Genomic DNA, 12,660 nt, shown 5'->3' with positions numbered 1-12,660 from the left:
GGGGCCAAGAGATTCTCAGAATAGTAAAGACGATCGAAGTTGGTAATCGAGGGACGCCCGCCCCTCGGTCCGACCATCCCCCTATCTATTCTTTATCCCCACCTCCCCGCTCCTGTTCTCCGTGGTTGAACTACAACATCACACTAAACACCAGCACGAAGCCAAGCATCAGCACCAGGCTCATCCCCCACCACAGCGTCACGCTGCTGTACCAGTGGGCGCCCAGCCCGCCGCCGAAGTCCATCTTGCGCCAATTGAAGGTGAGCTCGTCGGTCACTTGTTCTGGCCGCGGGGGCGGGGTCAGCAGGCTGACGCCGGCGCACAATGCCATGCAGAACAGCCAGTTCACCGCCCCCTGGTTGGCGTAGGGGCCCAGGAACGCGTGCAGGTCGGCCTGCCACGTGTCGGGCGCCGGCGCCGCGGTGTTCAGCCACACCTTCATCGCCAGCCCGAACGCCAGGCCGACGATGGCCGTGGTCAGGGCGCCGACGCCGTTGATCCGCCGCCACAGGGTCCCCAGCAAGAACACCGCGGAGAACGGCGGGGCGAAGTAGGTGAACAGCTCCTGGATATACACAAACAGGCTCGCCTTGAGCGTGCTGATGTAGAGCCCCATCAAGATCGAAACGATCAGCACCACGGCCGTGGTCCACCGCCCCACGGCCACCATCTGCCGGTCGGTGAGGTTGGGCGCCACGTAGCGCTGCACGCCGTCGACGGTGATGACGGTGGACGTCGACGTGAGCACCGCGCTCACGGTCGACTGGATGGCCCCAAACAGCGCCGCCAACAAGAAACCCCGCAGCCCGAACGGCACCAGGTCTTCCAGCATGCGTACGTAGGTCTTGTCCGCCTGGGGGCGGATGGCCCGCAGCCGCCAGGCGGCTTGGTCTTTCTCGGAGAGCTGGGCGAACCTGCCGGGCGCCTCCTCCAGCGCCGCGACCAACTGCGCCTCGGTCGGCTTGGCGTCGCCGCTGGCCTTGGCGGCGTCCGAGGCCAGCTGCGCGGCGAACTGAGGCGTCGGGTCGGCCTGCATCGTGGCGGGGCTCAGCGCGAAGTAGATCATCCCCGGCACGACCACGATGAACGGCAGCAGCAGCTTCAGGTACGACGCGAACGTCATCCCCATCCGCGCGTGGAACATGTCCTTGGCGCCGAAGATCTTCTGGATCAAGAACTGGTTGATCACCGTGTACCACAGCCCGATGTAGAAGAAGCTCAGCACCCAGTGGGTCCACGGGTTGGTCTCGTGCGTGAGGGGCTGCAGCACCGACAGGCGGTCGTAGCTGTCGTGCCCCGGCAGGATCGCGGCGCGGACGCGCTCGACCCCGTCCTGCCAGGCGCCGGAGTGGGCGGCGTTGCGCTCCACGGCGAGCCGCGCCCCCTCAACCACCGAGCCGTCGCCCAGCTTTTGCAGCCCGAAGTAGGTGACGCTCAGCCCGCCGATCACCATCACGATGATCGTCAGCAGGTCCATCCAGGCGATGGACCTCAGCCCCCCCCAGATCGACCACACGCCGGCCGTAAAACCGATGATGCCGATCGCCAGGTACAGCCCCCAGGGCGTGGCGCCGGCCGCCACGGCGCCCGACTGCGTAAGCGGCACTCCCAGCACTGCGTTCAGGCCAAACACCTCCTCCACCACCAGCCCGCCGCCGTACAGCACGGGGGCCAGGAAGGCGACCACGTTGGCGATCACCGTCACCAGCGCAAACATCGCCCGCATCCCCTCGTTGAACCGCTTCTCCATGAACTGGGGCGCGGTGAACACGTGCGCCGAGTAGAGGAACGGGATGAAGACCCAGATCAAGAAGCTGAACGCGATGACCGTGCTCCACTCCCCTGTCGCCACGCAGATGCCGTAGATGTACCCCGCGCCGATCAGCCCGATGAAGTGCTCGGTCGAGATGTTGGCCGCGATGTACGACGCCCCGATCACGTACCACGGCAGCGACCGCCCGGCAAGAAAGTAGTCCTGGGCGTCCTGGGACCGCGTGCGGCTGGCGCCGAAGCCGATCGCGAACAGCGCCAAGAAGTACAGCCCAAACGTGGCGTAGTCGAGCCCGCCAACCTCGATACCTGCGGCGAGCGTTAGGGGCATCGGCTTGTCGATTTCTAAAGAGTTAAACCGCCAAGGACGCCAAGAGCGCCAAGGACGAAATTAAAGTGAACGAGCGACTTACTGCGGGGTTAGTCAAGACGTCTTGGTTGAGATTCGATAGCTGCTTGGCGCTCTTGGCGTCCTTGGCGGTTCCCTAGTCGTCGGTTGGAAGGAACAGGTCGCCATCGGCATCCTGCAACTCAAACCGAGTCCCTACCTCGCCGTCGGAGGCGCGCTCGAGCTTCTGATCGAACTCGATGGTAACGGCCCCGTTGCCGAGCGGGTTGTAGACGGCCGCGCCCCCCTCGAACCGCCGCTGGTAGGCGCCGTCTTGGCGTTTGCGTGCTTCGCCGGTCGGCTTGCCCAGGGGGGCATCCCAGAACGCGTACCAGTCGTGCAGGTGGTCGGGGCTCGCCAGCGGGTTGGGGTCGGCGTACAGCACGGCGCCGTTCGAGTGGGTCAGCATCAGCGTGGTGGCGGCGCGCATCCGGCGCAGGTCGTCCCGCCCGCCCCACACCTCGAAGCAGTTCACCCGCGGCTCGCGGAACGCCTGCTCGAACTCTAGCAGCGCCTTGCGGCTGCTCTCCCAACTCCCCAGCGTGCGTCCCCGGTAGCCCGGCCCGGCCGGCGAGAGCTCCATGAACGCGCCGTTGATGAGCTTGCCGTACGCGCGCCCCTCGTCGATGCGGTCGTGGATGTTGACGATGATCAGCCCCTCGCCGATCGCTTGGCGCACCGCGCGGACGATCGGAGGGTGGCCGTCCCAGTCGAACATCACGCCGTCGTAGATCCCCGAGTCGAGCGCCAACTTGCACTGCCGGGCGATGTTCGCGGCGAACTCTGGGTTGTCTGGGTCCATCAAGTAGTACGGCTCCGGGCCGTTGTCCCAGCCCTTCACACGCGTGCCGTCGGCGTTGCGTTTCCAGTAGGGGCTCTCTTCTGGGAGGAAGCTCCCCGGCGCGTCGCGCCAGCGCACCTCCAGCAAGAACACCATGTGGGGGTTCAGCCCCAGCATCACTCGGCGGTTGGCCAGCGCCTGCTGGGCGCTCTTCTGGGTGAAGCGGGTCGCCAGGCCGCCGTGCTGGTGGTCCCACTGGGCGCCCAGCACCAACTGCACCCCGTAGCCGAGCTGGCTGACGGGCTCTTCCCAGATCACGGCGTGCTTGGCGGCGGCCCGCAACCGGTCCGCATTATCGGCCAGCGGGTAGTCCGCGTGGTCGATCGGGTTCCAGGCCTGAAACACCTTGATCTGCCGGGCGTTGCCGGCCCGCTCGGCCAGGGGCAGCTCGGCCGGGGCGGACGCACAGGCCAGCCACAACCCGCACAACGGGACAAGTATCTTGCGCATGTTCTGTAAAAGTTGATGAGAAATGACGTGATCCCTGGAGCAGTATGCCTGCCGTGCTTCCGGGGATCAAGCGGCTAGGCCGAGAGAATCGCCGATCGCGGCCGGCGTGCCCCGGGGCGTAACGCCGGCGCCCCGGCGGCGTTCATGGGGGTAGACTAGTAGGTGACCCGTTCCACGCGAGGGACCCAACGCCATGAAGACGCTGATTTGGCTGGGACTTAGCACGCTGCTGGCCGACCCGGCCGCGGCCGCAGAACCGCCGGCGGCGCCGCCGGCCAAGGCCGAAGCCGCCCCAAAGCAGGCCGAACCGGCCCCCGCGCACCAACCGGCGCCCGCCGCCAGGCAGGCCGAGCTCGATCGGCTCGCGTTGTGGAACAGCCCAGAGATGCTGCGGGCCCGGGTGTGGCTCGACCGCTACCTGCGTGCCTCGGACCGCTACACCCCCGAGCAGGGGCGGGCCTACGTTGAGCACCTGGCCACGCTGCCGGCCGACGACCTGCGGTTGTGGCTGGCGCGGGTCGAACGGATGGCCGAGGCCGAGACCGCCCGGCAGGCCGAGCAAGCGGCCCGCCAAGCCGCCAACCTAGAAGCGCACCAGCAGTGGTCGCGGGCGCGGGTGGGCGCCATCGACCGCCAGCAACAGATCCACCAGCAGCAGCTCGCCCAAAGCCGCGCCGCCGCCGCGGCCGCCCAGCAACAACTCACCCGCCCGGCGCCCGCCGCCGCGGGAGGCTCGTACAAGGCCGACATCGCCCTGCAACGCCAGCTCGAACAACAACGACTGGCCCGCACCTGGGGGATCATCGGGTTGTTGGAGCTGCAGGAGCTAAGGGAAGAGGTGCGGCGGCTGCGGGATGGCGGGTAGGGCGGTCCCGTAGGGTGCGATGAAGCGCAGCGCAATCGCACCACGATGCGGCTTCGTTTGGAACACGCTTCCCCCCGCACGGTGCGATTCCGCTGCGCTGCATCGCACCCTACGTCTCACGGGGCCGCGATAGGTCTTGATAGCGCTGCGGCACGAGGTCGCGGCGTTGATACAGCGGGTGCATCGGCGTGCCGTCCTTGGCGAGCCGCAGGTAGCAGAGCCCCGGGTGGCGTTTGAGCAGTTCGGCGACCTGCTCGCCGCGGCCGCGGAGCGCCTTGGGGGGTTGGCCGTAGGCCAGCACGACGGTCTTGGCTTTGGCCGCCATCCGCAGCATCGCCTTATCGTTGCCGGGGCCGACCGGGTCGGCGACCTCAAGCAGCCGCTGCTTGTCGGTGGCGCGGTAGGCGTGCACGTTGCCCACCAGTTGCCCGCCGTAGCCCCACGCACGGGCGTAGCCGCCGGTCCTGCGGAGCGTGGGGTCGCTGTAGTCGAGGCAGGCCACGCTGGGGTTCATCAGCACCCACATCACTAGCGGCCGGGCGGGGTCCCACACCTCGCGGAGCTCGTAGCGGTACTGCTGGCAGGGGGAGAAGACCGCCGAGACCTGTGAGTCCGCCGGCCAAGGGGGGCGGGCTTGGCCGCCGGGGTCGTGTTGTGGAGGAGGGGATTTCATAATGCACGGGCCGGGGGTCCTTCCATCACAACCCGAAGCGTAAGCGAGGAAGTGACCAGGTCCGCGCCAATCCCTAGCTCCAGCGTCGGGCTGGGACGGCAATGCTTCCTCCCAAGCAGGATCATCGAGCATGGAACGAGTTCACGCAAACCGCCGCTTCTCCGCGGACGTGCGGATGCACCTCGAATCGGGCGGACAGGTCTATCCCGTCGCCGAGCTCGGCCCAAACTCCATGATGCTCCGCCTGGGTCAGCCGATCCCGCCGAATGGCCACGCGCGGCTGGTCGTGGAAATCGACGGCGATCGCACCATGCAGGATGTCATCGTCACCTGCATTGATCCGGTGCTGCCAGAGCTGTCGTTCGGTTGAGTCCGTCGGGCTCCATGTCCACGCAAACGCGAACGTACAATTGCAGAAGGGCCGCGGACCTTTCTGCAGCACATGCCGACGCATGCGTCGAGCATCACACCCGGCGCTCACGTTCAGGATGGATCAACTCCTTCTTCTCCCTCGCCGACAGCATCTCCTGGCGAGACAGACTCACTTGCGAACAGGTTTAAGACCACGCTCTTCACCACACCTAGATTGAACACATCGCGAAGATTCTGGCGAAATTCCGCAGGCGTGTCAGCCACCCACTCATTTTCAACATTTTTACCCTTCGTTACGCCGAGCACTGACGAACTGATCCCGCCGAAAACGTCGACGGGGGGCTCGTAGTACGACTTCCTCAGAAACTTAGGAAGCTCGGCATCCTTTGGAAAAATGGTCACCGGGTAGGGGGCGTTCGGACGATGCACCACCGAAAAGAGGGAACCCGTTCTATTGCTTCTTACGTGCTTCACATGAACGATAACCATGTCGTTCTCGGTCTTAGACTTTGCACGTTGCAATAGCAGCGCCAACATCCCATTGCTATTAGTCTCCCAGTCTGATTGAGCTTCACGGAGAATGTCCATCGGACAGTGTGTATCGCCCAAATCAAGGCCAGACGGCCAGAAGTCACTCATCGTCTTTCTCGCACATGGTCACCAGGATGGGAAAATGATCGGAAGCATTCCTCTTATCCGGCCGACCTTTAGCGTCCATCAGCGAATTGACACCCGCTTGCGTCAGGATCTTGACATCGCGAAATCTATTGACAAGGGAGTGGTTGATAAGCACCTGATCATACATGCTCCAACCGTAGGGCCCTTGATTACTTACATCGTACACAGTTCCCGCGGGTCCGTCAGTATTGTCACCGAACAGACTCCACATGGGGTTGTAATAGAAGTCGTAATCCCGATCGAGGTGTCGTCGCACCCCAGCGCTTGCACATGCTCTTGTCATCATAGCATTCAACCCTGCCGCAAGGTTCATTCCTCTGTCATATGGGTTCATATTGAAGTCCCCCAAGAGGATGAAGCAATTGGTGGCCTGCTGCTCTTTCACAAAACACAACTCCGTCGAAAGCGATTGAGCAAATGATTGTCTTGCTTCACTGTCGTAATTTCGTGGATCGACGCCATGAATGAGTGTCAACAATGCTCTAGTCGATCCAATGTTCAAGCTTCTAATGCTAGTACGAAAGCCAGCGTGTACCTCTGATAGGTCCAGACGAGGTTCTCGACAAAAACAATGGAATCGACCGTCGGAAAATGAGTTGGGAGAATACCAGTTGGGTGCAACTGTCGATTGCAACGCTGCCAGCATTTTTGCGCTATTAACGACATTCTCATTCAAGACGATAACGTCTGCCTCAGTGGCGACTGCGATCTCGCAGACGAGAGGCGTCAGATCGCTTCTATTGACGTTCCAAAAAAGAAGTTTCGCCAATTGCAATTCCCCTCATGTCCAATGATCTGTCTGGACCTAGAAGGCAACGTTGAGCGAACGAAGCGTCGACCAATAGGTATGGCATCCGAATCCCGCTCACACATCCAAATTCTTCACATCCAACGCATGCGTCTGAATAAAGTCCCGCCTGGGCTCCACCTGGTCGCCCATCAGGATGCGGAACAGGTCGTCCGCCGCGGCGGCGTCGTCCATCCGCACGCGTAGGAGCGTGCGGTTGGTGGGGTCGAGGGTGGTGTCGCGGAGTTCTTCGGCGTTCATTTCACCCAGGCCCTTAAAGCGGGTGATCTGTAGGCCCTTCTCGCCGGCGGCGCGGATCGCGGCCGGCAGGCGGCGGAGGTCTTCGAGGCCGACCTCGTTCTCGCCGCGGCGGATGGTGTACCGGCTCCCTTCTTCGCCGGTGCGTTCTTGCGGGATCAGCGTGTCGATCTCGAAGCCCATCTTCGATAGGTCCGAGAGCAGCGTGTTGATGGTCCGCACCTCGTGCAGCTCGAGGATCCGCAGCCGGCGGCTGATGTCGGTGGGGGCGGCCAGCGGGCTGGCGGAGTCGTCGCCGTTGGCCTCGGCGGGTTCGGCGTCGGTGGTGTTGGCGGGGACCACGGGGCCCGACTCGACGGTGAGCTCGCCGCCGAGCTCTTCTTCCTTGGCTTTGACGAACGCGTCGAGCTGGTCGCGGGTGGTGAACCAGTGCTCGTCGTAGCCGACAAACACGTGGAAGATGGGGAGCTTGCCGGTGGCGGGGTCCTGCCGCTCTGCGTGCACCTTGAGGCTCACGCCGCGGCGTTCGAGCGCCACCAGCGAGTCTTCCATGGTGGCCAGCGTGTGGACCAGCTTGGCCATCTCGTCCCCCTCGATCCGGCGTCCGTCGCCCGGCTCGAAGACGCTCTCGCCCAGGCCGCCCTCCAGCAGCTGCTTGCGCATCTCTTCTTCGGTCTGGATGTACTCAACCTTCTTGCCCTTGCGCACGCGGAACAGCGGGGGCTGGGCGACGTACACGTGGCCGCGGGCCACCAGGTCGTACATCTGGCGGTAGAAGAAGGTCAGCAGCAGCGTGCGGATGTGCGAGCCGTCGACGTCGGCGTCGGTCATGATGATGACGCGTCCGTAGCGGCGTTTGGAGAGGTCTTGGTCCTCGCCGATGCCGATGCCCACCGCGGCGATCATGGCCCGCACTTCGGCGTTATCCAGCACCTTGTCTTCGCGCGACTTGTAGGCGTTGATGATCTTGCCCCGCAGCGGCAGGATGGCCTGGAACTCGCGGAGCCGGCCCCCCTCGGCCGAGCCGCCGGCCGAGTCGCCTTCCACCAGGTAGAGCTCGCACTTGTCGACCTCTTTGCTGGAGCAGTCGCGCAGTTTGCCCGGCAGCCCGCCGCCGGCCAGCGCGCCCTTGCGCTCGCGCATGAGCTGCTTGGCCTTGCGTGCGGCCTCGCGGGCCTCGACGGCCAGGATCGCCTTGTTGACGATCGCCTTGGCGACCTTGGGGTTCTCTTCCAGGTACTTGCCCAGGTACTCGCCGACAGCCGAGGTGACGATCCCTTCGAGCTCGGGGTTGTTGAGCTTGACCTTGGTCTGCGACTCGAACTGCGGCTCGGGGATGCGGACGCTGACGACCGCGGTGAGCCCCTCGCGGAAGTCTTCGCCGCTGGGGACCAGGTCCTTGAACAGGTTCTCGCGCTTGCCGTAGTTGTTGAGCGTCCGCGTGAGCGCGGAGCGGAACCCGGAGAGGTGGGTGCCGCCGTCGTGGGTGTTGATGTTGTTCACGTAGCAGTGGACGTTCTCGGTGAACTCACCGGAGTACTGGAACGCGACGTCGATCTCGCAGTTCTCAAACTCGCCCCACACGTGCACCACCTCGGGGTGGATGGGCTCGCTGGAGCGGTTGAGGTGCTCGACGTACTCAACGATGCCGCGCGTGTAGCAGAAGTCTTCCCCCTGCCCGCTGCGCTCGTCCTTAAACAGGATCCGGACGCCCTTATTGAGGTAGGCCAGCTCCTTCAGGCGGCGGTGGAGCGTGTTGTAGTCGAACTTCAAGTCGCCGAACATTTGCGGGTCGGGCTTGAAGGTGGTGCGCGTGCCGGAGCCCTCGGCCTTGCCGATGCGGCGCACGGGGCCCTGGGGCAGGCCGCGCTCGTACTCGTGCTGGTAGGCGTGGCCGTCGCGGCGGACGTACACCTCCAGCCACTCGGAGAGGAAGTTCACGGCCTTGACGCCGATGCCGTGCAGGCCGCCGGAGGTCTTGTACGCCTTGTTGTCGAACTTGCCGCCGAACTTGAGGATGGTCATCACCCCTTCCAGGGTGGAGATCTCCTTGCCCACCTGCGCGGAGAGCGCGGGGTGGATGTCGACGGGGATGCCGCGGCCGTCGTCCTCGACGGTGATGGAGCCGTCGACGTTCACGGTCACCGCCACGCGGTTGGCGTAGCCGTTCATCACCTCGTCGATGGAGTTGTCGACCACCTCGGTCACCAGGTGGTGCATGCCGCGGGTGTCGCGGTTGCCGATGTACATGCCGGTCCGTTCGCGGACGTGCTCCAGGTCGCTCATGTAGCGCATCTGGTCGCTGCCGTAGTCGTTCGAGGTCCCCTCGGGGGGGGAGAGGTCGGACGACTCTTCAGACGGGTTATCGGATTGGGGCTTGTCTTGCTGCTCGTCTGCCATGCTGGAACTAAATCGCCTCGTTGTGACGCGTTGTGTAGTTACGGGTGGCGAAGAATGGGACGCGGATTATCGCGGATGGAAAGGATGACGGACGACAGGAAAAGTCCATCTTCTTTAATCCGCTTCATCCGCGACGATCGGTGTTCTATTCTTCGCGATCTATGTAAAGCCGCATTGGTCGTTTAACTCATCCGGCCCACGCGGAAACGCAGGTCTTTGACTCCCGCCTCGGGGAGCAGCTCGGCGAGCCGCTCCACCAGGCGCTTCTTCTGATGGTCGAGCTCTTGCATCATCACGCTGCTGGTTACTGTTATTTCGAGCCGGCCCCGCCACAGCTTGCCGGCGCGGCTGCGCGGCGCGAAGTTCGGCCCCACGGCCGCGGCCCACGCCTCGGCCATGCGCCCCTCGGTTTGTGGCTTGCCGTAGCCGCGTTTGGTGATCAGGTCTCCCATCACCCGCTTCAGGCCCTTGGGCTGCCGGCCGTGGAAGCGTTTCTGCGCAAGCTCCCGCCGCCGGTTGAGCTCGGCCAGTGTTTCGGTGAGTTGTTGATCGGGGCTCGTCATGACGAACACGTCGGTTGAAGAAAAGGCTCTCGCAGAGGCGCGGAGACGCAGAGGACGGAATATTTCATTTGTTTCCTCTGCGTCTCCGCGCCTCTGCGACAGGTTTCCGTCGTGACCTCGGTTCTTTGTGGTGAATCGTTACCGGTCGCGGGCCAGGGGCATTAGCACGTAGCTGTAGCCGTCGTCCGTTACGGCCAGGGCCGCGGCGTCGCTGTCTTTGACGTCGAAAGTGAAGGTCTTCTCGGAGTCCAGCACCTTGAGGAAGTCGGCCAGGTAGCGCGGGTCGAGCTTGATGGCGATCTCCGGGCCGTCGTAGCCGATGGGGAGCTCGACGTGGGCGTCGCCCGCGTCCGCCACGTTGGCGTTGAGCATCACGTTGCCGCCGCCGAACGTGAAATCAACGCCGCGGCTGTCCTGGGTGTTGACGATCATCGCCTGACGCACCGCGGCCAAGAACGGGCCGACCAGCAGGTCGATCTTGGCGGAGTCGTTGCGTTGCGGCAGCACCTCCCGCCAGCGGGGGAACCGCCCCTCGAGCAGCCGGGCGTTGATCACCACCTTCGGGCTCTTTACCAGCAGCTCGTTCTGCCGGACGGCGAACTGGATCACTGCATCGTCTTCGCTGATGGCTCGATCGATGAGCGTGAGCGCCCGGGCCGGCACGATGGTGGCGTCTCCCAGCGGGCTGGGATCGCCGACGGCCGAGACGGGGCCCTCCATCTTTGCTAGCCGGCGCCCGTCCGTGCCCAGCGCGATTAGCACGCCGTCTGCCCACTCCAGCTTGACGCCCCCCAGGGCGTAGCGGCTGCTCTCGTTCTCGGTGGCGAAGATGGTGCGGCGGATCACTTCCTTCAGCAGCCGCGCCGGGACCTCGAAGTACGACTCGGCGTCGAAGTCTGCCACGCTGGGGAACCCGGTGGGGTTCTCGGCCGGCAGGTTGAAGCGGCTCCGCTCGCCCCGCACCAGCGTCTTGGCGCCGTCCGACTCGATCGACAGCGACGCGTCGGAGCTCTCCCGCAGGATCGAGCCGAAGCGGCCCACCGGCAGCAACGCGGCGCCGGGGGCCGACACTTCGACCCCGCTCACGGCGTGGCGGATGCTCACCTCGTTGTCGGTGGCCAGCAGCGTGGCGCCGTCGTCAGAGACGTCGAGCTTCACGTTCTGCAGGATCGGCATCGGGCTGCGTGTGGGCGCTACCGAAGCGACAGCGCTAAAGGCCTGCAGGAGCTGCTCGCGGTTGCCGTTGATCTTCATGGCTAGGGTGTTTCTCTAACAGAAAGAATAAAGAAGCAGTTGTAGTAGTAGCCCGCGGGACCGGGTGTCGACAGGCCGCGGGATCACGGTGCTAAGTCAAAACAGCAGCTAGGGTTACGGACGCTGGTCGGCGGTGCAAAACGTGTTGGCCGGGTGTCGAAGGGTTGGTGACGCGGGGTCGGCGGGTGTTCATGGTTTTGTGGCGATCGGGCCGCGTTGGGTCGAGGGCGACGGCCGGTCGACGCCGTATCGACAGGTTTTCCTCATGCCTGGTGGCGTCATGTGGTGCTCAGCAGCCGCGACAGGTCGGCCACCGCCGCGGCCAGCCTGGGGTCTTGGGCGAGCGACTGTTCGACCCGCTTGAAGTTGTGCATCACGGTTGAGTGGTCGCGTCCCCCCAGCCCGGCGCCGATGCGTTGGTAGCTGAGCGAGGTGAGCTGCCGGGCCAGGTAGATGGCCACGCTGCGGGCGGTGACCACCGCCTGCCGGCGGACGCCGCTGGTGAGCAGTTTGACCGGGACTTTGTAGTAGCGGGCCACCGTGCGGATGATGTCCGCCAGGGCCGGTTCGCTGTGCAGGCGGGCCGCGGCGTACGCCTCGGCGGCGTTGCGGTCGATCACCCCCGCTGTTTGGCCGGCCAGTTCCTGAACCACCCCCAGCAACCGGCGGGGTTCGGGGGGGAGCCGGTCGGCCAGCAGCCGGGCGGCCGCGGCGGTCATCGAGCGGCCCTGCTGGCGGGCGGCCGACTGCAGCAGCGCCACCCGGGCGTCGACCCCCAGCGGGGCGATCTCCAGCGTCAGCCCGGCACAGAACCGCGAGCGGAGCCGGGCGGCGATCCCCTGGCAGTACGCCAGTTGGCCCGAGGCGGCGCCGATCAACAACCCGCCGCGCCCGGCCATGGCGTCGATCACGCCGCACAGCTCGTGCTGGGCAGACTCGCTGATGGCCAGCCGCTGCACGTCGTCGATCACCAGCAGCTCGGCCGAGCCGAGCTGCTCGCGGAAGGCAGCGGCGTCTTGGGCGCGGGACGCCTCGGCCAGCCCGCGGCGCAGGTCGCTGGCGGTGAGCGTGAGCACGGCGCCCGGCTCGCGGGACGCGCGGTACTGATGGGCGATGCGGCGGGTGAGTTCGGTCTTGCCGCTGCCGGTGGGGCCCACCAGCAGCACGGGGTGCAGCCCCGCCACCGCCGACGGGTCGGCGGCGCCCTGCACCAGCCGATCGACCAGCCGAGCCAGCCCACGGTTCTCTGCCCCCACCACAAACTCACTTCTCCCACCCGCGTCGCCGGCAAGCGACGAGAGCACCTGCGGGGCCGATGCCGGGCCGTGCAGGGACAGGGATTGCAAGGAAGCGGTCTGCAC

Annotated in this window: 11 protein-coding genes; 2 read left to right on the top strand and 9 right to left on the bottom strand. The window is 65.1% G+C overall.

Features of this window, described 5'->3' with window-relative positions:
• Nucleotides 1-130 precede the first annotated feature (130 nt).
• On the bottom strand, nucleotides 131-2,101 hold the full coding sequence (locus tag Pla175_RS00055) for an SLC5 family protein (protein WP_145280086.1): 1,971 nt from the start codon (nucleotides 2,099-2,101) through the stop codon (nucleotides 131-133).
• A gap of 154 nt (nucleotides 2,102-2,255) precedes the next feature.
• A complete protein-coding gene (locus Pla175_RS00050; protein ID WP_145280085.1) occupies nucleotides 2,256-3,449 on the bottom strand; it encodes an alpha-amylase family protein in 1,194 nt (397 codons plus the stop codon).
• Between the two features lie 193 nt (nucleotides 3,450-3,642).
• Here Pla175_RS00050 and Pla175_RS00045 point away from each other — a divergent pair, with 193 nt between their 5' ends.
• Entirely contained in the window at nucleotides 3,643-4,314 is a 672-nt protein-coding gene (locus Pla175_RS00045; RefSeq protein ID WP_145280083.1) for a hypothetical protein, read from the top strand.
• Between the two features lie 109 nt (nucleotides 4,315-4,423).
• Here Pla175_RS00045 and Pla175_RS00040 read toward each other — a convergent pair whose 3' ends face one another.
• Nucleotides 4,424-4,987: a DUF1643 domain-containing protein gene (locus Pla175_RS00040; RefSeq protein WP_145280082.1), complete on the bottom strand. Its 564-nt coding sequence runs from the start codon at nucleotides 4,985-4,987 to the stop codon at nucleotides 4,424-4,426.
• 130 nt (nucleotides 4,988-5,117) lie between these two features.
• Here Pla175_RS00040 and Pla175_RS00035 point away from each other — a divergent pair, with 130 nt between their 5' ends.
• Complete coding sequence (locus Pla175_RS00035) at nucleotides 5,118-5,357, top strand: hypothetical protein (RefSeq protein ID WP_145280081.1); 240 nt, start codon at nucleotides 5,118-5,120, stop codon at nucleotides 5,355-5,357.
• Nucleotides 5,358-5,470: 113 nt separating this feature from the next.
• Here the strand turns inward: Pla175_RS00035 and Pla175_RS00030 are convergent, their stop codons facing one another.
• The 6 genes from Pla175_RS00030 to Pla175_RS00005 form a co-directional block, all read right to left on the bottom strand.
• Nucleotides 5,471-5,998, bottom strand: a complete 528-nt coding sequence (locus tag Pla175_RS00030) for a hypothetical protein (RefSeq protein WP_145280080.1) — start codon at nucleotides 5,996-5,998, stop codon at nucleotides 5,471-5,473.
• Entirely contained in the window at nucleotides 5,991-6,806 is an 816-nt protein-coding gene (locus tag Pla175_RS26920; RefSeq protein ID WP_391527848.1) for an endonuclease/exonuclease/phosphatase family protein, read from the bottom strand. Before Pla175_RS26920 ends, Pla175_RS00030 begins: the two co-directional genes overlap by 8 nt.
• Nucleotides 6,807-6,902: 96 nt before the next feature.
• Nucleotides 6,903-9,482, bottom strand: a complete 2,580-nt coding sequence (locus Pla175_RS00020) for a DNA gyrase subunit B (protein ID WP_145280078.1) — start codon at nucleotides 9,480-9,482, stop codon at nucleotides 6,903-6,905.
• A 182-nt stretch (nucleotides 9,483-9,664) separates the two neighbouring features.
• Nucleotides 9,665-10,045 carry a DUF721 domain-containing protein gene (locus Pla175_RS00015; RefSeq protein ID WP_145280077.1) on the bottom strand — a complete coding sequence of 127 codons (381 nt, stop codon included), beginning with the start codon at nucleotides 10,043-10,045 and terminating at the stop codon, nucleotides 9,665-9,667.
• A gap of 138 nt (nucleotides 10,046-10,183) precedes the next feature.
• On the bottom strand, nucleotides 10,184-11,299 hold the full coding sequence (gene dnaN, locus Pla175_RS00010; RefSeq protein ID WP_145280076.1) for a DNA polymerase III subunit beta: 1,116 nt from the start codon (nucleotides 11,297-11,299) through the stop codon (nucleotides 10,184-10,186).
• 278 nt (nucleotides 11,300-11,577) lie between these two features.
• Nucleotides 11,578-12,645 (bottom strand): helix-turn-helix domain-containing protein, encoded by a 1,068-nt coding sequence (locus tag Pla175_RS00005; RefSeq protein WP_197527165.1) that lies wholly within the window; start codon nucleotides 12,643-12,645, stop codon nucleotides 11,578-11,580.
• Nucleotides 12,646-12,660: the final 15 nt, after the last annotated feature.

The sequence above is a fragment of the Pirellulimonas nuda genome, from assembly GCF_007750855.1.
Taxonomy (GTDB): Bacteria; Planctomycetota; Planctomycetia; order Pirellulales; family Lacipirellulaceae; genus Pirellulimonas; species Pirellulimonas nuda.
The sequence above is the reverse complement of the archived record's forward strand: the minus strand, read 5'-3'. Positions and strand labels throughout refer to the sequence as shown.

Coding starts and splice junctions, on each gene's coding strand:
- Pla175_RS00055 (WP_145280086.1), bottom strand. CDS start 2,101: ATGCCCCTAACGCTCGCCGCAGGTATCGAGGTTGGCGGGCTCGACTAC.
- Pla175_RS00050 (WP_145280085.1), bottom strand. CDS start 3,449: ATGCGCAAGATACTTGTCCCGTTGTGCGGGTTGTGGCTGGCCTGTGCG.
- Pla175_RS00045 (WP_145280083.1), top strand. CDS start 3,643: ATGAAGACGCTGATTTGGCTGGGACTTAGCACGCTGCTGGCCGACCCG.
- Pla175_RS00040 (WP_145280082.1), bottom strand. CDS start 4,987: ATGAAATCCCCTCCTCCACAACACGACCCCGGCGGCCAAGCCCGCCCC.
- Pla175_RS00035 (WP_145280081.1), top strand. CDS start 5,118: ATGGAACGAGTTCACGCAAACCGCCGCTTCTCCGCGGACGTGCGGATG.
- Pla175_RS00030 (WP_145280080.1), bottom strand. CDS start 5,998: ATGAGTGACTTCTGGCCGTCTGGCCTTGATTTGGGCGATACACACTGT.
- Pla175_RS00020 (WP_145280078.1), bottom strand. CDS start 9,482: ATGGCAGACGAGCAGCAAGACAAGCCCCAATCCGATAACCCGTCTGAA.
- Pla175_RS00015 (WP_145280077.1), bottom strand. CDS start 10,045: ATGACGAGCCCCGATCAACAACTCACCGAAACACTGGCCGAGCTCAAC.
- dnaN (WP_145280076.1), bottom strand. CDS start 11,299: ATGAAGATCAACGGCAACCGCGAGCAGCTCCTGCAGGCCTTTAGCGCT.